Annotated in this window: 23 protein-coding genes and 2 pseudogenes; 7 read left to right on the top strand and 18 right to left on the bottom strand. The window is 58.6% G+C overall.

Going from position 1 to position 22,906, the window contains the following annotated elements:
• Nucleotides 1-100: VOC family protein (locus ABD815_RS15115; protein ID WP_425549867.1), on the bottom strand; the 100-nt coding region annotated here is incomplete at its 3' end.
• Nucleotides 101-302: 202 nt separating this feature from the next.
• Nucleotides 303-626: pseudogene (locus ABD815_RS09010) on the bottom strand (tyrosine-type recombinase/integrase); the annotation flags it as partial.
• 1,246 nt (nucleotides 627-1,872) lie between these two features.
• On the opposite strand from ABD815_RS09010, the gene ABD815_RS09020 reads away from it, so the two are divergent.
• Complete coding sequence (locus tag ABD815_RS09020; RefSeq protein ID WP_344846480.1) at nucleotides 1,873-4,611, top strand: EAL domain-containing protein; 2,739 nt, start codon at nucleotides 1,873-1,875, stop codon at nucleotides 4,609-4,611.
• Here ABD815_RS09020 and ABD815_RS09025 read toward each other — a convergent pair.
• The 8 genes and pseudogenes from ABD815_RS09025 to ABD815_RS09060 form a co-directional block, all read right to left on the bottom strand.
• Nucleotides 4,608-5,380: pseudogene (locus ABD815_RS09025) on the bottom strand (transposase). The gene ABD815_RS09020 and the pseudogene ABD815_RS09025 sit on opposite strands and share 4 nt — an antisense overlap.
• Nucleotides 5,381-5,583: 203 nt before the next feature.
• Nucleotides 5,584-6,141 carry a YbhB/YbcL family Raf kinase inhibitor-like protein gene (locus tag ABD815_RS09030; RefSeq protein ID WP_344846483.1) on the bottom strand — a complete coding sequence of 186 codons (558 nt, stop codon included), beginning with the start codon at nucleotides 6,139-6,141 and terminating at the stop codon, nucleotides 5,584-5,586.
• Entirely contained in the window at nucleotides 6,138-7,091 is a 954-nt protein-coding gene (locus ABD815_RS09035; protein ID WP_344846486.1) for a YHYH protein, read from the bottom strand. The genes ABD815_RS09030 and ABD815_RS09035 overlap by 4 nt, the downstream gene beginning before the upstream one ends.
• 115 nt (nucleotides 7,092-7,206) lie before the next feature.
• On the bottom strand, nucleotides 7,207-7,734 hold the full coding sequence (locus ABD815_RS09040; protein ID WP_344846489.1) for a ricin-type beta-trefoil lectin domain protein: 528 nt from the start codon (nucleotides 7,732-7,734) through the stop codon (nucleotides 7,207-7,209).
• Between the two features lie 44 nt (nucleotides 7,735-7,778).
• Nucleotides 7,779-8,417, bottom strand: a complete 639-nt coding sequence (locus tag ABD815_RS09045) for a PEBP family protein (RefSeq protein ID WP_344846491.1) — start codon at nucleotides 8,415-8,417, stop codon at nucleotides 7,779-7,781.
• A 56-nt stretch (nucleotides 8,418-8,473) separates the two neighbouring features.
• Nucleotides 8,474-9,667 carry an Lcl C-terminal domain-containing protein gene (locus tag ABD815_RS09050; protein WP_344846494.1) on the bottom strand — a complete coding sequence of 398 codons (1,194 nt, stop codon included), beginning with the start codon at nucleotides 9,665-9,667 and terminating at the stop codon, nucleotides 8,474-8,476.
• 39 nt (nucleotides 9,668-9,706) lie between these two features.
• A complete protein-coding gene (locus ABD815_RS09055; protein WP_344846496.1) occupies nucleotides 9,707-10,696 on the bottom strand; it encodes a YHYH protein in 990 nt (329 codons plus the stop codon).
• 65 nt (nucleotides 10,697-10,761) lie between these two features.
• Nucleotides 10,762-11,238, bottom strand: coding sequence for a MarR family winged helix-turn-helix transcriptional regulator (locus tag ABD815_RS09060; RefSeq protein ID WP_344846499.1), 477 nt, complete (start codon nucleotides 11,236-11,238; stop codon nucleotides 10,762-10,764).
• A gap of 143 nt (nucleotides 11,239-11,381) precedes the next feature.
• Here ABD815_RS09060 and ABD815_RS09065 point away from each other — a divergent pair, with 143 nt between their 5' ends.
• The 3 genes from ABD815_RS09065 to ABD815_RS09075 all read left to right on the top strand — a co-directional run bounded on the left by ABD815_RS09065 (nucleotide 11,382) and on the right by ABD815_RS09075 (nucleotide 13,482).
• Nucleotides 11,382-12,059, top strand: a complete 678-nt coding sequence (locus tag ABD815_RS09065) for a hypothetical protein (RefSeq protein ID WP_344846501.1) — start codon at nucleotides 11,382-11,384, stop codon at nucleotides 12,057-12,059.
• Nucleotides 12,060-12,412: 353 nt separating this feature from the next.
• The gene (locus tag ABD815_RS09070) at nucleotides 12,413-12,868 is read left to right on the top strand and encodes a twin-arginine translocation pathway signal (protein ID WP_425549851.1); all 456 of its coding nucleotides are present in this window, start codon (nucleotides 12,413-12,415) and stop codon (nucleotides 12,866-12,868) included.
• 2 nt (nucleotides 12,869-12,870) lie between these two features.
• Nucleotides 12,871-13,482 (top strand): ferric reductase-like transmembrane domain-containing protein, encoded by a 612-nt coding sequence (locus ABD815_RS09075; protein ID WP_344846507.1) that lies wholly within the window; start codon nucleotides 12,871-12,873, stop codon nucleotides 13,480-13,482.
• A 284-nt stretch (nucleotides 13,483-13,766) separates the two neighbouring features.
• Here the strand turns inward: ABD815_RS09075 and ABD815_RS09080 are convergent, their stop codons facing one another.
• From ABD815_RS09080 to ABD815_RS09110, 7 genes are all read right to left on the bottom strand, one after another.
• Nucleotides 13,767-14,846, bottom strand: coding sequence for an NAD(P)H-dependent flavin oxidoreductase (locus ABD815_RS09080; RefSeq protein ID WP_344846510.1), 1,080 nt, complete (start codon nucleotides 14,844-14,846; stop codon nucleotides 13,767-13,769).
• Between the two features lie 56 nt (nucleotides 14,847-14,902).
• A complete protein-coding gene (locus tag ABD815_RS09085) occupies nucleotides 14,903-15,409 on the bottom strand; it encodes a GFA family protein (protein ID WP_344846513.1) in 507 nt (168 codons plus the stop codon).
• On the bottom strand, nucleotides 15,406-15,999 hold the full coding sequence (locus tag ABD815_RS09090) for an OsmC family protein (protein ID WP_344846514.1): 594 nt from the start codon (nucleotides 15,997-15,999) through the stop codon (nucleotides 15,406-15,408). The genes ABD815_RS09085 and ABD815_RS09090 overlap by 4 nt, the downstream gene beginning before the upstream one ends.
• A 17-nt stretch (nucleotides 16,000-16,016) precedes the next feature.
• Nucleotides 16,017-17,252: an NAD(P)-binding domain-containing protein gene (locus ABD815_RS09095; protein ID WP_344846516.1), complete on the bottom strand. Its 1,236-nt coding sequence runs from the start codon at nucleotides 17,250-17,252 to the stop codon at nucleotides 16,017-16,019.
• A 188-nt stretch (nucleotides 17,253-17,440) separates the two neighbouring features.
• The gene (locus tag ABD815_RS09100) at nucleotides 17,441-18,217 is read right to left on the bottom strand and encodes an OsmC family protein (RefSeq protein ID WP_344846518.1); all 777 of its coding nucleotides are present in this window, start codon (nucleotides 18,215-18,217) and stop codon (nucleotides 17,441-17,443) included.
• 27 nt (nucleotides 18,218-18,244) lie between these two features.
• A complete protein-coding gene (locus tag ABD815_RS09105; protein ID WP_344846519.1) occupies nucleotides 18,245-19,141 on the bottom strand; it encodes a class I SAM-dependent methyltransferase in 897 nt (298 codons plus the stop codon).
• Between the two features lie 52 nt (nucleotides 19,142-19,193).
• Nucleotides 19,194-19,400, bottom strand: a complete 207-nt coding sequence (locus ABD815_RS09110) for a YjiS-like domain-containing protein (RefSeq protein ID WP_344846522.1) — start codon at nucleotides 19,398-19,400, stop codon at nucleotides 19,194-19,196.
• Nucleotides 19,401-19,577: 177 nt separating this feature from the next.
• Here ABD815_RS09110 and ABD815_RS09115 point away from each other — a divergent pair, with 177 nt between their 5' ends.
• Entirely contained in the window at nucleotides 19,578-20,288 is a 711-nt protein-coding gene (locus ABD815_RS09115; RefSeq protein WP_344846523.1) for a winged helix-turn-helix transcriptional regulator, read from the top strand.
• A 321-nt stretch (nucleotides 20,289-20,609) separates the two neighbouring features.
• On the opposite strand, the gene ABD815_RS09120 is transcribed toward ABD815_RS09115, so the two are convergent.
• Complete coding sequence (locus ABD815_RS09120; protein ID WP_344846525.1) at nucleotides 20,610-21,131, bottom strand: winged helix DNA-binding protein; 522 nt, start codon at nucleotides 21,129-21,131, stop codon at nucleotides 20,610-20,612.
• Between the two features lie 170 nt (nucleotides 21,132-21,301).
• On the opposite strand from ABD815_RS09120, the gene ABD815_RS09125 reads away from it, so the two are divergent.
• Nucleotides 21,302-22,273 (top strand): TRAP transporter substrate-binding protein, encoded by a 972-nt coding sequence (locus tag ABD815_RS09125; RefSeq protein ID WP_344846527.1) that lies wholly within the window; start codon nucleotides 21,302-21,304, stop codon nucleotides 22,271-22,273.
• Nucleotides 22,274-22,352: 79 nt separating this feature from the next.
• A complete protein-coding gene (locus ABD815_RS09130; RefSeq protein WP_344846529.1) occupies nucleotides 22,353-22,901 on the top strand; it encodes a TRAP transporter small permease in 549 nt (182 codons plus the stop codon).
• Nucleotides 22,902-22,906: the final 5 nt, after the last annotated feature.

Genomic DNA, 22,906 nt, shown 5'->3' on the forward strand with positions numbered 1-22,906 from the left:
CGAGCCGCAACATGTCGAAGCCAAAATGCTTGCAGTAAAAGTCCGCAACTTCCTCAACTTTTTTGGTGTAGATTATGATGCGGCCAAGCTGCGCTGACACTGCGATCTCCCAATTCAATGTTGTCTAAGTTTAACTTGAAGCCTGCACAGCGCCAACGGCGGCAAAGTCCCGCATAGCGGAAATCGACCGCATTAAATCGCGGCTCGAATGTTTGAATGTCTGCTTCGGGGTAGCTGCGGCGCAGCAAAGCATGGTTCGTTCAATGTCCGCTAGGGGCCGTCCGTGAAGACGGCCCAAACATTTATATTTCGATAGCTTCTGCGATTGCCAGCGCATCTTGAAGCTCAACACCAAGGTATCTGACAGCGCTGTCCATCTTGGTATGAACTAAGAGCAGTTGGACTGCCCGCAGTTTGCCCGTCTTCTTGTAGATTTGCGTCACCTTGGTGCGCCGCATCGAGTGCGTGCCGTAGGCGCTGGCCTCCAAGCCATTGGATGTCACCCATTCACGGACAATCCGTGCGTACTGACGAGTCGAGATATGAAGCCGTTCGTGAATACGGTGTTCGAAGGAAAGCAGCGGATGGGCCTTCAAAAAGGCGAATCCATTCCGACCTCGTTCTTCAACTCTGGTCTCGCTCGACCTGCAACGGGCACGCTCACCTGCACTTGCCCAATGGGCTCATCGCATCTTCGCATGGTACAAAAGTTTGGTGAAGGTCCGCTTTCGGCCATAGGAATGTGCAAACAATAACGTCTTTCATTTTGGCGCGATGGAATGGCGCCGCCTCTGGCCAAACGTTTCGCGCAGTGCGAGCTGTGGTACAATATGTGGTATAGATTTTTACGGCTTTATTTAAGTATAAGTAAAACAAGTGGTTATAAAAGTAATAGGTCGGACTTCGTCTCCGCCACCATACGTTTTTGGTCGGTTTGAATGGGTCGCCTTTGGCGGCCTTTTTCTTTTGCTTCCTTGGGTTCGCCGCAACTGTCGGTTTGGTCGCATTTTGCCGGGGTTTTCGGTCTGCGTTCGGTTGCGGGTACGAAACATGGCGGCGCTGAGCGGGAAGCTAACAAAGAAGCTCGTCGAGAATCTGGGGCCGGGTCGCCATGGCGACGGGGGTGGGCTCTACCTAGTGGTCGACCTTTCGGGAGCGCGACGCTGGATCGTGCGGGTCACGATTAAGGGGCAGAAGAACCGTACACAGGTAGCTTAACCACATTGACCTATTACGTTCGCGAACAAAAGCGGCGCACTAAAGAAATGATTGTACCTTCGCCGCATCGGCCGGGTCATGCGCAAGTTGATTTGGGCGAGACCCTCGGCGTGATCGGCGGCGTGGAATGCAAGATCCACTTCTTTGTTATGCGCTTACCGCGTTCCGATGCGGTGTTTGTGAAGGGATACTCAGCAAATTCCACAGTACGGTCGTGCAATCCGTGTGCAGTTCGGTTTGAAGGTCTGGAATGACCGATATTACAGACATCAGTGCAGATTTCAGCACCTGATACTTTGGGCTCTTCCTGTCGCTAGCTGCGGAATTTGCCAAGGTCCGGTTCGGGCCGAATGCGGAAGATGACTGCAAGTGGGAGGCCACCGACAAATATGCTGCAAAGCGGAGAACGGCCGCAAGGAGCCCAAACTGCCGGATGATGCAGCGCGCACCAATGTCTGGGCTCGGCATGACGGAAAGTTTGCTACGAAATTTGGGCAAGGCTTAAAATTCGTCGAAAGCAAAGCATTTTGAGAAGGTTAAATGACCGCAGTACAGATTGAAGGTGCTACGCAAAATTAACCATACTTAAACGCTTGTCGATGATGATCGCCAAAGTCGCAGGTGTCTTCACACTCGGCTTCGGAGGTGTGTTGTGTGAAATATCCTGTACTTGATGACGAAGCCTCGCGGCTACAGCTGCTAGATGACATAGGCCTGATGCACTCGGGGCACTCGGCCGAGTTCGACGCCATCACAGATCTCGCGGCGCAACTACTCGGATGCCCGATTGCGTTGATCTCGATCGTCGGCGAGGATGAGCAATGGTTCAAAGCGAGTGTTGGCCTCGATGCTACGCGCGCCCCGCGGCAGGATGCCTTTTGCGGACATACAATCATGGGCAAGGAGCCGATGATTGTTAGAGATGCCCGACATGACGAACGGTTCGCTGCGAACCCGTTGGTTATTGGTGAACCGCATGTTGTTTTCTATGCTGGGGTCCCAATTTCAATTGATGGGGAACACAATCTAGGTACGCTTTGCGTCATTGATAAAAAGCCTCATCAGATAAGCGATGAACAGCTTGAGCAACTGCGTGGACTTGCCAAAGTGGCTGAAGGTCTGATTGCGTCAGTTAAAACCCAAAACGAGATGAACAGGCTAAGGCTGAAGGAAAGCCGTAAATCCGAAGAGCTTTCCAAGACTGCAATCTTGCTAGAGCAGGTCAAGGAGTTGACAGGAATTGGGGGCTGGGAGCTGAAATTGGACCCCCCGTCTCTCAGATGGACAGACGAGACCAAGCGAATTCACGAATTACCACTCGACTATGAACCAAACCTTGACGAGGCGCTCCAGTTCTATGGACCTGAGGCAAGAGCGGCAATCGAAAGCAGCATAGAAAAGGCGATGTCGGATGGGTTGGGTTGGGACCTTGAGCTTCCACTGACAACAGCACTTGGTAACGATATCTGGGTTCGTGCGGCTGGTCGCCCGATATTCGAAAACGGAATCAACACCGGTCTAATTGGGGCGTTTCAGGACATCACGGAGCGCCGAAAAATCGCGCAGACGTTACAAGACTCAGAAACAAAAGCAAAAAAGGCTCAGCAAAGGCTGTGGGGCGCTATCGAAGCTCTTCCGGAAGCGTTCGTGATGTACGACGCGGAAGATCGATTGGTGACCTGTAACAAGAAGTATAAAGAGGTTTATGCGGCATCAGCGCCTGCAATATTTGAAGGTGCCGCCTTCGAGGATATTATCCAATTTGGACTCGACAATGGTCAATATCCAGAAGCCGTGGGTCAAGAAGAAGCATGGCTGCAGGAACGGCTTGAACGGCATAAAAACCCAAGCGGCCCGATGGAACAGTCTGTTGTGGGCGACAGATTCCTTCAAATTCATGAGGTTCGAACCGAGCAGGGCGATACGGTCGGTTTCCGAACCGATGTAACGGAACTCCACAGACAAAAGCGCGCCTTGGAACGTCAGGCGAGTGAAATGGAGCGACAGGCGCTGGCATTGATCAAAGCAATGCAAGACGCTGAAGCTGCGTCACTGACAGATGGTTTAACGGGCCTAGGGAATCGGCGCGGGTTGGATATGCTCTTGGAGGATTGGGAACAACGAGTTGCTCCGGGCTTCGAAGTTGTGCTGATCCACGTAGATCTTGATCGCTTTAAAGCGATAAACGACGTTTTCGGACATGCCGCCGGTGATCACGTTCTCTGCGTTGTCTCTCAAATACTACGAGACAGTGTACGATCGAATGAATACATCGCACGCGTAGGAGGTGATGAGTTCGTTATCGCTGCGACGTTCAAAAACGCCCAAAGCGCCGCGGAAATCATCGCAGATCGCATTATCAAAGCGTGCCAGGAATCGGTCGATTTCAATGGGCAGGAATTACGATTTGGGGCGAGCATCGGCATCGCACTTGCCAAAAATATTGGTATCGGTGACCTCATGGAGAATGCTGACATCGCGCTCTATGATGCGAAATCGTCAGGCCGAAATCGATGCACCCTTTTTACGCCGGAACTTCGTGCCGTCGCAGAAGAAAAAAAATGTATGGCAGACGAATTGCTTAGAGCATTTGCCGATGATCAGATTTTCCCACACTTCCAGCCACAGGTTTCTGCTGAAGATCAATCACTCGTCGGAGTGGAGGCGCTTGCCCGCTGGCAACACCCGACAATGGGTTTGGTGCCCCCTGACGTCTTTTTGCCTGTAGCGGAGGAACTTGGTCGACTTGGAGATATTGACGACATCATCCTCCGCACGAGTTTGGAAACGGTACAGCGCCTGAAATTGCAAGGGATACAGATTCCAAAGCTTTCCGTGAACCTAAGCTATCGCCGCCTTAAGGCAAAATCGTTGTTGAACCAGGTCGAGGATCTAAGGCCTTGGCCATGCCGATTGGCTTTTGAGCTTTTGGAGACCATCGACTACGATCAAGACGCCGACAGCTTTAGTTGGATTCTTGACAAACTAAGAGACCAAGACATTGAAATCGAATTAGATGACTTTGGTAGTGGGCGCGCCTCAATTACGACGCTTCTCCGGCTGCGCCCGGACAGAATTAAGATTGATAGACAGCTTGTGTCATCAATCGCTCATGAAGATTCGAGTGCAAACCCTTTGGTTAAGGCAATCTGCGAAATGGGAAACTCGCTGAACATTGAAATGACGGCCGAAGGTGTCGAGACCGAGGCGCAAGCTAAAGTCTTAAAACACCTAGGGTGCAGTGTGTTTCAAGGATATTTGTTTGCGCCAGCACTATCCGAGCAAGACTTGTCGCAATGGCTTAAGAATTACAAACCACGTGCTGCTTGGACACCGGCTTTGTTGCACAAATCCGATGAAGGGCAGGCTACCCCTTTCCGCAGACGGATTTAGCCTACGGGCACCGCGACGGGTATGCTCAGAGCGGTGTAGCGGTTCAGGATGGCGATGCGGATTTGGATCTCCGCGATGCCTTTCGAAGCCCTTCGCCATGAGACTTTAACCTAGCAAGTTGACGCAATGCATCTTCGTTTCGACGCGGCTTCTGCGGTGATATCCGCTCCAGCGGCGCCACAGGGTGCGGCCCAATTATCGTTGGGCACTGACCGCTTCGTTGCGGGCAATTGCTCCGGCGCTCGTCGGCTACCAAGGCTTTGCATTCTTGCGTGGCGGGATCACCGCATAGGCACCTATGGCGGCAACCTCTCGGGACATTGCTTTGCAATGCCCTGCCGGTCAGCGGATGTGACGTTTTGAGCCGCCATGCTTGCGCGCATTCCGCTCGCCTTCACATTCGGCTTTGATGCCTGTGCTATCGATGAGGAGGTTCAGTGGCCCCGTAAAACCGCGATAAGGCAGGGTCACGTTCAGTGTTTAAGGTGCTGAAACCAGGCGCGCCCCAGCCCAGTCCGACCAACTTTTACAGGCTTTCTACAAAACTCTGGTCTGTCGCGGTGGAAGTCCAAACAGCACCTTCAAGGTCAGACAAGCTTGGATCGCAGCATCGCTGAAGCTACGTTGCCTACCGCGCTTACCGGGTGGCGGCAGTATCCACTGCCAAATCCGGATCAAACCAAATCGACAGTGATCCGCGACGCTACAAGCTGTCATTGTAAGACGACCAATTCTTGGTCTTGCCCTTCGTAGGGGCCCAACTGCTCATTTCCTGCAGCTATCACGCCGGAGTCATACAGTGAATCCCATCAACCCATTTGTGCAACAATTCCTGCAAGGGCGCGACATGACACTGCAAACCTTGATCGCGTTGGCAGTTGTGCATGCCCATTTGTGCGAAGCGGCCTGCCGCCGCGCGTTTCTTGAATGTCGGCTCTATCGGATAAAAGAGAGGCCACTGTGACCGTTTAGTCAGTTCCAGAATGAGATTGACGTAGACCCTATGACCTTGTCGGCAATAGCATCCGTCATGGCTACCCAATTGACGTCGACGCTGTCCTCTGTCGGCAAGGCGTCCGCACGGTGATTGAGGGCATAAAGGGTGATCGTGTATTCATGGCGCGCTCCCGGCGGAGAGCAAGGCGGCGTATAGCCGGTGCGTCCGCCGTCCTTGTCCGACCCTTCATCGCCGATCGATGCCGGGTTTCCTTGTGGGATGGTCGTCGTCTGCGCAGGAATATTCCAGAGCAACCAGTACTGACTGGGTGGATCAACGCCCTCGACAGTGTCTTTGGGATAATGATGCATGATAAGGGCGAGGCTTTCGGTCCCTTCCGGCACATGTCCCCAATCAAGTGGCGGTGACAGACCATCACCACCGTCGCGCGTGCACTTCAGAGCGGGCGGCAGATTGCCGCCATCCGTGATTGCGGGACTGGACAGGACAAACGCGTCCTGCGCTGCCACAGGGACAGCGATCGCAAGGCACGCCACGCACGACGCAAACATGCGGCCAAAGGCGGAAGTCATCTGCAGAACTCCCCTTGCATCACTTTGCCGCCATTGGTGACCGTGCTGGTTGTGTAGTTGTAGCAGTTCTCCGTACCGGAGGGCGCATAACGGATGTAATAGTCCTGACCCTTATAGCTGTAGTCCATGCTGCGGCTTCCGTCGGTATTCTGCGTCAATACGAGGTTTTCGACGCCACCCTGCGGCGGGCGCCCCGGTTCAGCGCCGCCACCACCCACGGCGGTCAGCGGTCGGACCCGGGGCAATTGATCAAAATCTTCAACGACACCCATCAAACATTGCACGATGTAGGGGGCATCCTGCGATGTGTGGTAACGGTATCCGAAGGTATCATCGGTTTGCCCGTTGCACACATCCAAGGCACCTTCGGCGATAGTTGACCCGTCGGGGTTGGTGTCACCGAAGATCGGAAATCCGTCGAAGGCCCAGCCAATGATTGCATCGGGCCCTGCGTTGTTCATCTGTGCGATCATACACGTCGGGGTGACATGGTAGTGATAGTCGTCGCCCCGTCCGGCATGTCCACCGCAGACGTCCAGCTGGCCCGTTTGCAGCGTGTCATGTTGGGCTTGATGATGGGCCAGATCGGCCTCGGTCATCTCGCCCCCGCCTGTGTAGTCATAGATCGGCACCCCGTTAACGGCGACGCCCAAGGCCGCGTCCCGCGTTAAAGGAGTTCCGTTGTACTCGGGGGCCAGCAAAATCGGCGCGCCATACTCGGCGGGTACGGGCACCTGCTCGTTAGTGCCAATAATGCCGGTCATCATCTCGTGATCGGGATATGTGTCGGATGTGAGTATGGCGTGCGTGTCAGAGCAGTTGACGGTCACACTATCCGAGAACCCCGCGTCTTCGACCGATGACTTTACAGCACTGCAGTGATCCTCGTGGGCCAAGACAGGCATGGCGAGAATGCAAAGGAACGGGGCAAGAATGAGTGGACGGATCATGGTTATGGCCTTTCTTGGATGGGGCATTCGACAGTCAGGCGACACAAAACCGAATTGCTTTGTTCACGGTCGAAATCCCGGATGTTGTCGGCTTCTTGGCTCTACCTAATTGCTATCAGTTGTCGGCAGTCCGGTTGCTCCACGTTTGGAAGGCGGCGCGGTCTTCGCTGCAAACCTCAAGCGACAGGGCCTTGATTTGATTGGTGTCGCTGCGGCCTGTCCGTGTGTCGTCGCCCAAAGTCAGGCACATGTCGGCGGCGCTGGCGGGCGTGATCGTGCCGGCGCCCGAAAAGGCAAAGGTTTGTTCGGCACTGCCGTCGCATTCGGCAAGTTCAACCGCCGAACCAGCATCCATTCCAGCCACTTCGGCGCAGACATCGAACTCGGGCATGTAAAGCACCCCTTCGGCGAAGCGGTCCGAGTCGAAACCCTGGTCGACAAAAATTTCGCCCGAAGGACTGTAACATGTATGGCCCTGAAGGCCGTCAGACGGGTCGGCCTGAGCGCCCTGTCCACCAGAGATGTCGATACAGTAGCCGTTCTGCGTGTTGTCGAGCAGATCAACCACGTAGATTTCAACGGTCTCTGCATGGGCCACGGAAGCTGTCAAAAGAAGTGCTGCGGATGTTGCGAGTCTAAGCATTGGAATATGCCCTTTTGTTTCGGTCGGGGGGAAATCTCGGGGTCTCAGTCGACGGTCAGGCGGCAGAGGACGGTGTTGCTTTGTTCAAGATCCGGTCCCCAGATAAACTCTGCTTCATCGGTCCAGTCGATATCGTCATAGCCCATCTTCGGGTCGACCTGCGCGGCGGTGTAGACATCGGCCTGCGACCAGTCGGAGGCATCGAAACCGGCTGTGTCCCACCCATCCGGTTCGTCTGAGATATCAAAAGCGCAGGCACCTTCGCCCGCGACTGGATCGGCTTCATTTTCGCAGGACTTGTCCAGTGGCGCCTTATGGATCACTAGGCATTGCCAGCTTGCATCGCTGACGGCGACAGTTGCGCCCGCTGCATCCATGATCTGCAAAATGACACCGCCATCGCCCATCTGCTGACGCCTGGTTCCAATGTATTCAAGGCCGGTGTCGTTCTGGATGAAGTCGCGCGCGACCAGGCCGATGACGAAAGGGCGCTCCGCCTCGAAGGTAAAGCTCTCTGCGTTGAAGGAACGCTCAGTCGTGATCGGCACGCTGTCTTGTGCGACCTGCACGCCATTCACGCGCATTTCGAACCAGTTGTCCGCCCAAATGTCGGTAGCGTATTGTTCTGCCTGACCGATTGTCGGGACGGCCGACAGCATCAGTGCCGCGATGAGACGTGTCATGGGATGTCCTTTTGCAAATGAAACGGCGGGCCATTCATCGGCCCGCCTATGGGGTGTTAGCGCACGCAGCGCACGAGGTTGTCGGAGCGGTTGTAGTCGCAAGCGTTGATCGAACAGGTCGTGTCATCGGTCATCTCCTGGCCAATGATCGTCTTGATCGAGGAGCGCTGCGCCCCCGCACCGTGCCAGTCGGTGTATTCGGTCTGGTCGCCCGCTTTGCTGAGCGCGCGGCCAAAGGTGATGACGTTGGCGTAGTTTTTCCAGTCACCAAAGGTCGTGCTGGTCCAGAAATCCAGCGTTTCGGAATCGTCCGTGATCGCTAAGTAGGCCTCATCGATCGCCGGAAAACCGGTGCGGTCATAGTCCACGATGCTTTGCAGTTCCTTGGAATTGGGCAGGGTCCAGTCGTCATGGTCTGCAAGCTCCAGCGCTTCGCAATAGGCCAGCGCCTCGGCCCATTCGCGACGGATGTTGTCATCAGATTGCTGCCACATCAGGCCGCTGGCATTGTCGGTGACCGTGCCGTCGCCATTGTCGACAAAGGCGTTGACCCCATAAAGATTTTCCTCGCCGCTGACACAGCGCACATAGTTGCCCGGCGTCTGTCCGTTTTCCCCGGTCAATCCACCAGTCGCAGCAGCGCCGGTGTAGAAATCAAGGCCAGTGCCATAGGCCTTTATATGCCCATCGGCAAAGTTGAACCCGAAGGCAGCCTGATTGCGCCCGTTCTGGACCGGGCCCTTCACGTAAAGAGTGGAACTCCAGTATTGGCCAGCAAAGGCCATTTGCCCCTTTGGATATTCGAAATCGAAGACTGACGTGTCGATATAGGGGGTCGGTTCACCTTCCTCGGGGGTCAGCAATTCGCCTCGGTTGTCGGCAAGAGAATAGAGTTCCTTGATCGAGGGTACGCGCCAATCTGAACGCCCACCCAGTTCCAATGTGCCGCAATAGGCGATGCCATCGAGATACTGAAGCCGGTCATCTTGTGGCGTCTGCTGCCAGACGAGGCCGGTGTTATTATCGAGAACCGTTCCATCCCCGTTGTCAGAGTAGGAGGCCGGAAGGCCTGAGTATTGGGCATCCTGACCAAAAAGTGCCTCTCCTTCGATAGGACAGTCGATGTCCTCGCCCACGAGGTCGAAACAGGTGTCTTGCATCGTGTCGACCACCGGATAGGTCAAATCCTGGGCATGGCCGGCTGTCGCGGCAAGGGCGAGTAGCAGCGCGGTGTGCGGTGAGGTTTTCATTGCAAGTACCTTTCCAGAATGACGGTATCGGAATGGATTTCATGGGCGTGGCCGACGCACCGAGGCGTCGCAGGTGCCGTCCGGATCGTCGAGGGTGCAGCCGGTTTGTGCTGTCAAACAGCCGAGGATCGCGTTCGAACCAGCCTCGCCTGCATGGTAGTGATAGTTACCGTCCTCACCTGCGTGCCCGTTGCACTGGTCAAGGTTTTCCGGCGCTGCGCCATCGGCCATCAAATGTGGCAAGATCAGAAACCCGTCCATAGCAACGCCGATGGGTGCGCCGTGATTGTCGGCTTCTGCCACGCCGGGGGCTTCGTCCAGACAATCGGTTACCGCGTGATAGTGATATCCCACGAAGGGGTTCACATGCCCGCCGCAATCGTCGAAGGGCGCAATGGTGTAGGCCCCGAGGATTGCATCGACCGGGGCCGGGCCATCGAGGCGCACGCCATTATAGGCCACGCCGGAGCCGCTCATGTTCGTGGGTGTCGTCAGGGACGCCGCGACAGGTTCGAGCGGGATCACATAGGTCACGACCGCCTCCTCTGGCAGCGTTTGCGGCAAGCACTGCACGCAGTAATTCTGGTAGTCAGGGTCCACATCTGGCCGCGCGGCGGCCTCGCATTCCTGAAGTGTGCCGGTGTAGCGGATGTCGCCGGTGTCGGGATCGTAGAGTTGCCAGTTCGTGTCGCCGTAAATCTCCGACAGTCGTGATATGAAATCGCCATCGACGTCCACGGTCTCTCCATCAAGAAACCAGATACCGCCCGCCTCGGAGTCGTCACTGATATGCGTCGGACACCACGGACCGGGAGTATATGTCAATGGATTGGCAGCGACGGTGATCCGGAAACATTCCGCCTCGGCCCCTTCGGAGAGGGTGCAATCGACAACCTCAGGACCGGCGCGCACGTCGGCAACTTCGAAAAAGTGATTGAGGTCATGCAGCCAGTCGCCATTCGTGTCCGCTTTGACATTGCCGGGCAGAGCGGCCAGTGACGCGCATAAGAGGGTGGCTTTCGGGATCATGACATCTCTCCTGTCGGGGTTGGTCATTGGTGCAGTAGGCAGGGCCGGTCGCTCTGCGTGTTGCGTCAGCCCTGACTGAGCTCCTTTGTCGCGGTGTTGGCGGGTTCTACACCCGGAACGCGCCCGCCTAGGGTGTCGCGCAGATTGCGGGTCAGGTTGGCGAGTTGGGTGGCGCTGTCCGCTCCGATCCGATCTTCGATCAGACGGTCGATTTCGCGCCAGGCGGCATGGATGTCCGACAACAAGTTGCGACCGCGCTCGGTAAGGCGCAGCATGTGGGCGCGGGCCTCCTCGGGATCGATCTCGCGCGTTATGTACCCGGCATCAATCAATCGGGTGGTCATCGTGCTCATGCTGGCGGGCTTTGTTCCGAATGCCCGGGCAAGCTGGACCTGCGATGCTGGCTCCATCCGTGACAGCGCATCAATAACACGCGCCTGTCTGGGGTGAATGGACAGGGCCGCAAGTCGCATGCGCAGATGATCCTCCAGCAGGGTGGCGGAATGAAGCAAGTAATGTAGCTTGAACGAGTCGGTTTGCATGCGAACAGTTCGTATGCTAATTATGTGGAATGTGCAAGTCCTGACAAGGTTGCTTTCCCGTGACCATACAAATTTCGACAATCGACACTAACACACCGAACGTGGCAGCTCCCACCAGGCCTACCGCTGCACGACTTATGCAGATGGCTCCGATCTTTGCTCTTGTTGGGCTACTTTGGACCGTTTCCAGCTGGGGCTATTATGCGCTGGTCGAGGTGCTCGAAGTTGAAAGCGGCTATGATGACGCGCCGATCGTTTTCGCCGTTTTCTATTTAGGTTGGACAACACTAGCATTCTGGCTTTTTCGCAGGACATTGAAGGGCAAGATATCGTTGCAGGTGATCGTCGGTCACGCCATTGCTCTGGCTCCACTACTCTTGGCCTACGCTACCTTCGTCACTTTCGCGCTGCCGTTGCTGCCGGACGTGTCCGTTTATCGCGCACCGCCGAACCCGCCGGAGTTTATGTTCGCCTCGGCGTGGTATTATCTGCCAAAATCGGTCGATATCCTCTTTCAGCAGACGCTCGTCGCCGTGATGGTACGTCGGGCAGATGTCGTCGGGCTGCAAATACGGACAATCTCTATCCTCATGGCAATCCTGTTCGGTGGCTTTCACCTGACGCTGGCGCTGGACGGGTTCACCCCACTTTACGTCGCCCGCTTCACTGTCGCCGCGACTCTGTTCGGGCTGATCGTACCCTATCTCTACCTGCGTAATCGGCACGGATTCCGCTGGGCCTACGGACTGCATTGGGGATTCTACGCGCTCGATGCAACGATTACCCATCTGGTTCTCGCTGTGCCGCCCTGGGCCAATTGACCCAGGAAGATTGGATCATGTGAAAGGATTTGCACGAGCAACCTAAAACCGAAAACTGACCTGGCCTCGATCATTTGCCCCTGCAGAAGCCGACACTCGCTGGCAAGACCGCGAACGGCAGCGTAGGCCCGACATCGGCGGCGGCAAGTGCACAAACACGCTTGTATCGATCTGATGCTCCACCCCGCCATGGGGTGTCACGGGGTGTGACCGACGAACTGATCACAAATCTGTGCGGCAATGGACGCAGGCCCCTTCTGACCCAAAATTTGCGCTAAACTCATGTGCAAGGACAAGCTCTGACAAAGGAAGGCCTGCCAATGTCTCGAATTGCGATACCTCGCAGAACGTTCATGGCAACGGGAACGGCAGCACTGGTGACCGCCGGGTCAAGTTTGATATCGCCTGTTCGTGCGCAGGGCCTCGCTGCGACCACAACGATGCGCGGCGGGTCGAACAACTACCGGCCCGGCGCGCCCATCGTGGAACGGATCGGTGGCGGCGGTTTCATGATGTCTGGCACCGTCCGCCGCGCGGGCGACGGCGCACCGCTGGCCGGTATTCGCATCCAGATCTGGGCCCACACCACAGAGGGCCGCGAGCGCGACACACGAAGCCACGGTGCGACCCTGACAAACGCTGACGGCGTGTTCCAACTCGAGATGCCGCAGATCGTGCCGACCTTCGGGCAACCGCATGGCCACCTTGCCTACGACAGCGGTGACTTCGAGACGGTCTTTCTGCGCCCGGTCATGGCGAGTGCCCGTGAGACCAGCCTATCCGCGCATTTCGTGCTGCAACCGGCCTGACCTTGGCCGTCCTTCGCGCGATCCTGATCTGGTCTTCGATTGTGGGCGTCATCGGCACATCCCTAATCGTTGCTGCAGGGAGCGAGTACCTTGCGTATCGCTCCCCTGTCTACGTGGGCGCAGGATTTGCCGGTGTGGTCGGGCTGGCCCTTTTGCTGATGCAGCCTCTGTTGGTCGCCAGGCTGCTGCCCGGGGTGCCGATGCAGGCCGGGCGACGGATCCATCGCTGGACCGGCGTTGCGCTGGTGCTCGCCATTGCCGTGCATGTCGTCGGCCTGTGGATCACGAGCCCGCCCGACATGGTCGATGCATTAACCTTCACCGCGCCAACCGCGTTCTCCTCCTTTGGCGTCGTGGCGATGTGGGCACTGATGGCAGCTGCGCTCCTCGCCGGCCTCAGGCAAAAGCTCCATCTTCGACCGCAAGTCTGGCGACTTGGACACACCATGGCAGCCTCCATCGTTGTGGTCGGGAGCGTGGTGCACGCGATCCTGATCGAAGGCACGATGGGGACAGTGTCGAAGACCTTGATGTGCGCTGTGGCGATTGGAACATGGGCGATGGCGGTAGGGCGACTAAAGCCCTGGGCTGGCGCGCGGAGAGGTCGGCGATGACGGTCGCTGTATCGACCGATCCGTTCGGCCGGCAGCCTTTAACGACTGGGTCCTTCTGCAGCAGTCACAAATGGCTGCTTGGTCGACGTTGCGCGACAGCAATAGAGCGACCCTCCATAGTCTGCAAAGAGCCATTGCGCACAATATAGGGGTGCATTCATTTTGCCCGCGTCTCTGTGGCGGGAAATGATCAACCCGAGTTGATCAGGAGTCTTGCGCTTCTTGGCACTCACGACGTCCTGCCTGTTGGTCACAGTGAGCGCCGACACGGAACATGTCCACACCTACTTGACTGCGTGCGGGTCCAAGAGCCGCAGAGCACCTTGAGCCAGGTCGTGGGTCAAGGAGAACGCTGTCGTCTCGCGCCCGAGCGCGGCGGCTTGTCCACAGTAGTGGGCGCTGAAATCCCGTTTCCACAAACTCTCGGCCGTGGCGCGGAGCGGATCTGTTGCAGAAAATCCCTTGGGGAAAGCCGGTGCATCCTGCGAGACCGGTCCGAGATCGCGCGCCATACGGTTGGCGAGCACGCGGGTCGGTCGCCCGGAAAACACATTGCAGACTGTGGTTTCGCCATTGGCGGCATCGGCCAGCGCTTGCCGGTAGAGCGGGGGGATGGTCGCCTCTTCGGTGAACAGGTACGCTGTTCCGATCTGGACCGCACTCGCCCCCAACGCGAAGGCGGCGACAATGCCGCGCGCATCTGCGACCCCTCCCGCAGCGATGATCGGCAGATCGACCGCGTCGGCAATCTGCGGCACCAGCGCCATTGTTCCGGTCTGGCTGCCGAGGTTTTCGGTCAGGAACATGCCGCGGTGGCCTCCCGCCTCAAAACCTTGGGCAATGATCGCGTCGCATCCATTCGCAGCCAGCCATCGCGCCTCTTTCACCGTTGTGGCCGAAGAGATAACCTTGCAGCCTGCAGCTTTGACCCGAGCAACAAGCGCGGGTTCGGGCAGGCCGAAGTGAAAGCTGACAACGGCTGGCGCGAAGGCCTCGATGACCGCGCAGCGCGCCGCGTCAAACGGCCGGAGGGGGCCGACGGTCAGAGCATCCGGGGCGTCGAGCCCGAGCTCTGCGTAATAGGCCGACAGCTTTCCAAGCCACGCGGCGTCGCGCGCGGGATCTTCCTCCGGCGCGGCGTGGGCGAAGAAGTTCACGTTCAGCGATTTGGCGGTTTTCTCTCGCGCGGTCGCCAGAACGCCGTGCAGGCGGTCTGGATCCAGCGCCGCGCAGGCCAGGGATCCGAGCCCGCCTGCCGCGCTGACGGCAAGCGCCATGTCAAGACCACTGGCGCTGGCCATTGGCGCCTGGATGATAGGGTGGTCGATGGAAAACAGGTCGCGAAGACGGGTGTCGGGCCACATGGGCAGCTCCTTTTCTGGCAGGTGCCGGATCGGCGGTTGCCGGGAGATCAGCGGTGTCACTTGTAGGGTGCACCCGTCTTTTCACAGAGTGTTTTCAGCCTGTGTAGACTGTTCTGCGACCAGGTTGTCTTCTGGTCGTAAAACACCGCGACTGCGGGCGTTTCGTCCGGGATGATGTACCACGGCAGCTTGGTGGCGGTGTGAATGTGCACATCGGGCGGCATAAGCGACGGATCGTCCAGCGTGCCCACCCGCAAGAAAAGCTGGTGTTCGCCCTGGTTGTTGATCAGGTAGTTGCTCCACAGCGCGACCTTGCACGACGCGCAGCGCGCGATGCGCTGACCACGACCGCTGGGCGTGTCGGCCAGAAATTGCTCGATCTCGCCGGACAGGAGAATGACGCGATCGGTTTCGAGGAGCGCGTTGATGGCGTGGGCACTGCCGGTTTGCCTCTGACAATTGAGGCAGTGGCAGGCGTGCACAATCAATGGTTTGGACGTCACGCGGTAGCGCACCGCGCCACAGGCGCATCCGCCTTCGCAAAAGGTGGGATTATGGGTCATTGGGTGTTCTTTCCATGTTGGGTGCCCTGTCCGCCCGGCACACGGCCGGGTTCATGGACAGACAGACGGGTTGAAACCTGTTGCGGGTCGCGCAGCGCGAGATACCAGATGTCCCATGCCAGCGCCTGATCGACGATGCCTCGCACTGTGCTGTCAGCGGCATCGGTCGTGACGTCGATGGCAATGCGGGTATCCAGCGGCGCGGCATGCCCCGAGCCGAGGCCGAACAGCGCGGCATCGTCGAAATCCATTTCGACCGAGACATCGACAGCTTCGAAACGGATGGACTCCCGCGCGGCGAGCATTTTGACGGCCATCGCGACGCAGGCAGCAATGGCGGCGCGGCCATGGAACCCCGGTGAAAGACCGGCGCATTCGCCGCCCATCGCGCGGCCCATATCGAGCATCATTTCGAAACGGCCCTGCGTGACATGGCAGGCCAGGCCTTCGCCGATGTGGCCGTTGGTTTTAATCGTGCTACGGGCCTTGCCCGGATCCGATTTCATGCGCGCGATCACCGCAGTCTGCGCGTCACGAATGTGCGCGTCGCGATCCGTGTTCTGAGGGGAAGTGGTAAAATGTTGGGTCATGTTGTTGTTCTTTCGGTTCATGCCGCTTGGCGGCCGGTGGATTGGACGAGGTGATCGGCAAGCGCGGCGGCATCGGCGCCCACGCCGTCGATCAGCGATGACTTACGGGTGCGCAGGAACGGAAGGCCCAGCACGTAGAGGCCCGGCGCAACGCGGCCGTCGCGATGGGCAAGCCGCCCCTTGAGGTCGAACACGGGCAGGTGAAGCCAACTGAAGTCCGGCCGGAACCCGGTTGCCCAGATGACGGTCGAGATTTGCCGTCTCGCGAGGTCAAGCCGGAGCGTCGGGCTGGCGGGGACCTCGGTCGCGGGGAACCGCTCGGGCGGAGCCAGGCCGTCGGTTCCCGCCTGGTCCGCCCAGATGTCGAACGCCTCCAAGGCCCGGTTCATTTTCAGATCGGACAGCGTTGATGCATTGGCCAAACCGCCGGAGAACAGCGCCTCACCGTCACGTATGTCCGCAAGGCGGCCGACCACCTCGACGCCCGCTCGCTGGAGCGCGTTGAGGTCGAGGAACTGAGCATCGCGATCGCCGACGAGTTGCAGCGACGGCACGGCGCGGGCGCGGGCCAGATCGTCGATCTCGCCGGTCGTGGTCGCGAGCAGTCCGGACCGGTCCATCCACCATTGGATGTCGCGACCGCGGTAATGCCGCGGCATGCGGATGTGCTGACCTGCGGCGAGAGTCACCGGGTGTCCGGCGGCCCGGATTTCGGACGCAAGTTGGACACCGGTAGCGGAAGCACCGACCACGAGAACACCGCCGGCGCGCAGTTGGGACGGGTTGCGATAGTCCAGAGGGCTCAATTGGTCGATGTGGTCGGGAACAGCTGCGCCGCAGGCGGGAATATGCGCGCGGTTGCAGGCGCCGCTTGCCAGAACCAGATTGCGGCAGGCCCAGATGCCCTTGTCAGTCATCACCCGGTATCCGTCACCCAGGCGGGAAACCGACGTGACGGTGGTTTGTTCCTCGACCGGGGCAGCGATTGCGGCCGCGTATCCACCAAGGAAGCGGACGACGCCAGCCATGTCCATGAAACCGTCCGGGTTGGATCCGGCATAGGCGCAGCCGGGCAGCCTGCTCTGCCAGTTAGGGGTTAGGAGCCGCAGGCTGTCCCAGCGTTCACTCGCCCAGGAATTGGCGACCTGGCCACGTTCGAGAACCACATGCGGCACCCCGCGTTGTTGCAGGCAATAGCTCATCGCGAGACCGGCCTGACCGGCGCCGATGATGATTGTGTGGATGCTTTGCATGGGGTGGTTCCTTTGTTTGCGGATGGCGGTTTACGCGGGGTAGCTGGACGGCATTGCGCCGAAAATTTGGGGTGGGGCCTGTTGTGGCGGTGCAGTGAACAGCGGGTGAATTCTATCAATGTTCGTTTCGGTAGAGGGTTGGCTGGCCATCGGCCGCACCGCAGGCACGGCCGATGACGAGGTGAGTGTTACGAAACGGTGACGGCGACGTTGGTCGGGTTGGTCACGATGTCGAACACGGCCGAGCGCTTCTGCGACTGGGCAACCAGCGCGCGGATGTCTTCGTCGCTTGCGTCAGCGTCGATCTCGAAAGACACGCGGATCGCCGAGAAGCCGTTGCGGATTTCGGGATCCATGCCAAGGATGCCTTGGACATCAATGTCGCCCTCGACGGTGGCGCGCACCGAGTGCAGCTGGATGCCGCGATGCTGGGCAACCGCCGCTACGCCGCCGGTCAGGCAACTGGCCAGAGCCGACAGAACGATCTCGGTCGGGGTCGGAGCGCGGTCTGCCGCGGCAAAGACTTCCGGATGATCGGATTCGATCGAGAACGTGCGCTTGCGCTCATGCTCCTGGCCGAGACCGAAATAGCCGCTGATCGTATTGCGGTTGTAGGTGCCCTCGATCCAGTCGCAGGTGCTCTTGAAGGTGAACTGCGCCGCGACAGGGGCTTCGGCAAACGCGCCGCGCGCGCCGATGAGGGCTTCGGTATTGACGCCATTGTTGGCGGGGGTAGTGGATACAGTCGTCATTTTAGTTGGTCCTTTGGATTGGTTGGTTGAGTTTGATTTGGTGGAAACGCTGGTGGGCGATCCGGGGTTTGGTTGCTGGCCCCAGCGGGGAAACAGCAGGTGGATCGGGTGCAACCGCCGGCGCGTGTCGGCCGGTTGGTGCATCCCGTCACCGGGCACGTCAGACGTGCCGGCGGGTTCGCGCCGCGAGCGGCGGAATGGGGTAAAAAACATTGCGGTCTCTTTCTTTTTTGTTTCAGGTCAACGTGGTGCGCGGGCGGTGATCAGCCACGACGAGCTGTCCATCCAGAGTCCGCCTTCACGCGCCTTCACGTCTTCGAACAGCTCCGACAGAGCGACCACAATCTCGGCGCGGCGCGCGATTCCCTCGGCACCAGCCTCGCGGTAGGTTTCGCCTGCCGGACCGACCGCGAGCTGGAAGCACACGGCGTCCTCGATATCGCGGCCGACCTGCACCTTGGCGTCGATGCGCTGGAACGCGATGTCAGTGAAACCGGCGGCCACCATTTGTGCGCGGGTCGTGTCTTCATCCGCCATCGAGAACGGGCCGGGGCCACAGGTACGAGCATCGGCACCCGGTGCGGGCAGATACCGGCGCACGATATCGCGGGCCGCGATCAGCCAGGGATTATCCTCACGCTCGCGCCAGACGATGTGCGCCATTCGGCCGCCGGGCTTGAGAGAGCTACGCATGCTGCGCAATCCGGCAACCGGGTTTGAAAAGAACATCGTGCCAAAGCGCGAAAAGACGAAGTCGTACCGGGCATCGCCCAAGCCCCGCTCGGCATCGCCGGTTTGGAACCGGACATTAGGCGCGAACCTGCGTTCCGGCCGGTTGCGGGCGATATCGAGGAAGGCATCGCAACAGTCGACGCCTACCACTCTGCCTTCTGGCCCGACGCGATTGGCAATCGCGATGGCGGTGTCGCCAAAGCCGCATCCGACATCCAGAACGTGGTCGCCGCGCGCGATCTCAAGCATCGGCATCACTGTCTCGCTGTGGCGCGACAACCCGCCTTCGAGCACGTGGCGATACTTGACGAATTTGGGGGCCAGCGTGTCGTTCCAGAATTCGACGAGCGGCGAGGCCGGCAGGATATCGCCATCCCGTGTGGTGAATTCGTTTTGAAAAGTCATTTTCGTTTCTCCGGTAAAGGTCGCTTAGGGAATCAGCGAATTCGGTGTGGTTTCAGCCGCGCCAGATCGCGCGTGCATCCCAGATTGATCGCGTGGCTGCGTATCCTGTCTGCGCCGGACGGATGCCGATGTCGGACAGTTGGCGCGGTGTGAGATTGGCGATGGCCTGCCTCTCACGGCGGATTTCGAGAAGGTCCTGGAGTTTGGTCCGCATGAGCGAACCGGCCTGTCGGAACCCTGATATTGCTTTGCTAAACATTGTTTTTCTCTTCGGTTTTTCCTGGCGACGGGGTGTCCGTTCGCCGATGACCAAAGGAATAGAGGAGCTAGGGCGGGCGAAATACTTCACCGCCAGAAGCAACCCGCTACAAAAAACGAAGGAATCTGCTACAATATGTGAAGTTCATCACAGCCAGGGTGACGAGGAGGAGCGCTTATGAATTACAATCAGTTCTGCCCGATCGCGAAAGCCGCCGAGATCCTTGGCGAACGCTGGACCATTCTGATCCTGCGCGAACTCCTGATGGGCGGGCGACGGTTCAGCACGCTGCAACGCGGGCTGGGAGATATTTCACCGGCCCTTCTGACCAAGCGGCTGAAGCAACTCGAAGAGCAGAACATGGTGATCCGCCGGCGCATCCCCGGTCAGAAAGGCTTCGAATATTTTCCGACCGAGGCGTGTGAATCGCTGTTGCCGGTTCTGTTTGCACTTGGCGAATGGGGGATCATCTGGGCCAAGAACACGATCCTGGACCAGGATTTCGATGTCGAGTTCCTGATGCTCTACCTTGAGCGCAGTATTGACCGCGAAAAGATCAAGGGTCAGGAAACGATCATCAAGTTCCGTTTCTCGGATCTGGAGGAGCAACGTGACTGGTGGTTGGTCGTCAGCCCGGAAAAGTCAGAGGTTTGCATCAAGGATCCGGGCAAGGATATCGACGTCTATTTCAATTGCACGGTCCAGACCTTGTCGGACATCTGGATGGGCGACCGGACCTACCGCGATGCCATCAAGAACGGCGATCTGATGATGGATGGAGATCCAAGCCTGACCCGCACCGTGACGACTTGGCTAAGGCCGGGCGTCTTTGCCAATTCGCCCCGTGAGATCGTGCACAGCGAAAGCCCAAGCCTCGGCGCATTATGACGATCGTTGTTTGAAGCGATGCCTGACGTGAGCGTTCCAGACGGTGGATACTGCGCGGCTCACGAATAGTTGGTCCGGTGATGCGCGCATTGCAGCGCTGATCGAGGGCGCGAAAGTCGGCTTCGGCACGCCAAAGGTGCAACTCGTGGGCTGTCGCATCGGCAGGCCAATAGGGCCTGGCGCGTTCCCATCTGGGGCGAAACGGGCCACGGCTCCTCCCGTCCTGCGCGCATTGTAATCTCGGCCGTCATCGAGCCGACCCAAAGCGGCCCGTCTGGCGCGACGAAACTTTCGGTCACCCGATTGTCGTGGTGATCGGGTTTACAGCGACGCGGCGGCGCGGCTGGCTTGGTCGTAGTGGCCGGAGAGGGCGCGCAGCATGCGGGCCAGTTCGCGCAGTTCAACGCCGCTCATATCCGTGGGTGGCAGCCCGTCCAGGAGACATTGCCGCCGCACATCGCGGTAGGCATCGCACAGTTCGATCCCCTCCGCCGACGTGCGATAGAATACTTCCTTGCCCCGTTTCTCCGAAATCAGCAGCCCGGCCTTGAGCATTTTGCGTAGGGCGTAGTTCACCGTATGGCTGTCTTCGATGTTGAGCAGAAAGCTGATGTCGGAGAGCCGCTTGTCCCTGTCGCGATGGTTGACGTTATGCAGGATCAGGATTTCGAGCGGGCTGAGGTCGGGGTGACCTGCAGCGGCCATGCAGCGCGTTACCCATCGCGAGAAGGCGTTGAACCCGACGATCAGACCAAACTCGAGCTCTGACAGTTCCCAGCCGTCGCCTTCGGCCAGATGGCGCGACGAGACGATTCGGCGGTCAGCGGTGGTTTTTTTAGTCATTTCTAGCTCTCTTCATACACATATCGCCGATAATTTCCGCATATGATGTCAATATTTCCTCACCATATCAACAGGCACAACGCGAACCCACGACCAACAATTATAAAACGTTGACGAAATATAAACGTAATGCAAGCCTGCTTTCATCAAACAAAAGCAGGGAGAGCACGATGCTCATTTCACGAATTCTTGGCGGCACGGCTGCCGCTCTAGCGGGTCTGGCGATTGGCGCTCAGGCTGAAACCTGGGACATGCCAACGCCGTACCCGGACGCGACCTTCCACACAGTCAACATCACCGAATTTGCCAGTGACGTAGCTGCCGCCACCGATGGCGGCCTCGAGATCAACGTCCATTCGGCGGCGTCTCTCTTTAAGCACCCCGAGATCAGCAGAGCGGTGCGCAGCGGTCAGGTGCCGATTGGCGAGTTTTTCCTGTCGCTTCTGGCCAATGAAGACCCCGCCTTTGGCGCGGATTCGCTGCCGTTCCTTGCCACCAACTACGAGGACGCGGAAAAGCTCTGGGCCGCCCAGAAAGACGTTATTTCCGAGTTGCTGGATGAGCAGGGCATGATGGTACTCTATTCGGTGCCATGGCCGCCGCAGGGTCTTTATACCAACAACGAGATCAACTCCGTCGAAGACCTCGCAGGGCTGAAATTCCGCACCTATAACGCGACCCTCGAAGAATTCGCCAACCTCGCGGGTGCCGCGCCGACGCAGGTCGAAAATCCGGATATTCCGCAGGCCTTCTCCACCGGACGCGTTGAGGCGATGATCACCTCCCCCTCGACCGGCGTGAACTCCAAGGCTTGGGACTTCCTGACCCACTACACCGACATTCAGGCCTGGATCCCCAAAAACGTCGTGGTGGTGAACACCCGTTCGTTCCGCCGTCTGGACGACGCCACCCAGACTGCCGTTCTAGAAGCGGCTGCCGCTGCGGAAGCCCGCGGTTGGGAAATGAGCCGCGCCGAAACCGAAGCGCAGACTGCGGTTCTGGCCGAAAACGGCATCATCGTCGTCGAACCGTCCGAAGAGCTGATGACAGGGCTGCGCGCGATCGGGGCGCAAATGCTGGAAAACTGGACCGCCGAAGCAGGCGACGCCGGTGCCGCGTTGTTGAGCGCCTACGGGAAATAATCCCGCGGTCAATAATCCTGCGGGTCGGGCGCACCACCGCGCCCGGCCTAACCCAACCCTTACCTGTAAGGAGGCGGCCATGCGGCAAGCCTTGGACATCCTCTACCGAACCGCCGGCAGGCTGGCTGCGGCTTTCATTGTGGCCATTGTGGCCGTCGTCTTCTTGCAGGTCTGCCTTAACCTTGCAGACAAGATCGCCGCCGCCATTACCGGAACCGGACTTGGGCTGACGATCCCGTCTTATGCTGATTTCACCGGTTTCTTTCTGGCCGCATCTACCTTTCTTGCGCTGGCCTATAGCCTGCGCGAAGGCGGGCATATCCGCGTGACGCTGCTGCTGGGCCGTCTGCCGGCACGGGCGCGACACGGCGTTGAAATCATCGTCGTCGCTATCGCCATGGCGATGAGCGCCTATGCAAGCTGGTATATCATCCTGCTTGTCTACGAATCCTTTGAATACGGTGACCGGTCGTCCGGCATGGTCTCTGTTCCGCTCTGGCTGCCGCAACTGCCTGTCGCGCTTGGCCTGATCATCCTCACCATTGCCCTCCTTGACGAACTGGTCGCCCTTTTGCGCGGCCGTGCGGCGTCCTGGGAAGGCAAGGGTGAAAACCTGCTGAGCGAATAGGAGCC

This window comes from Celeribacter arenosi, from assembly GCF_039539485.1.
Lineage (GTDB): Bacteria > Pseudomonadota > Alphaproteobacteria > Rhodobacterales > Rhodobacteraceae > Celeribacter > Celeribacter arenosi.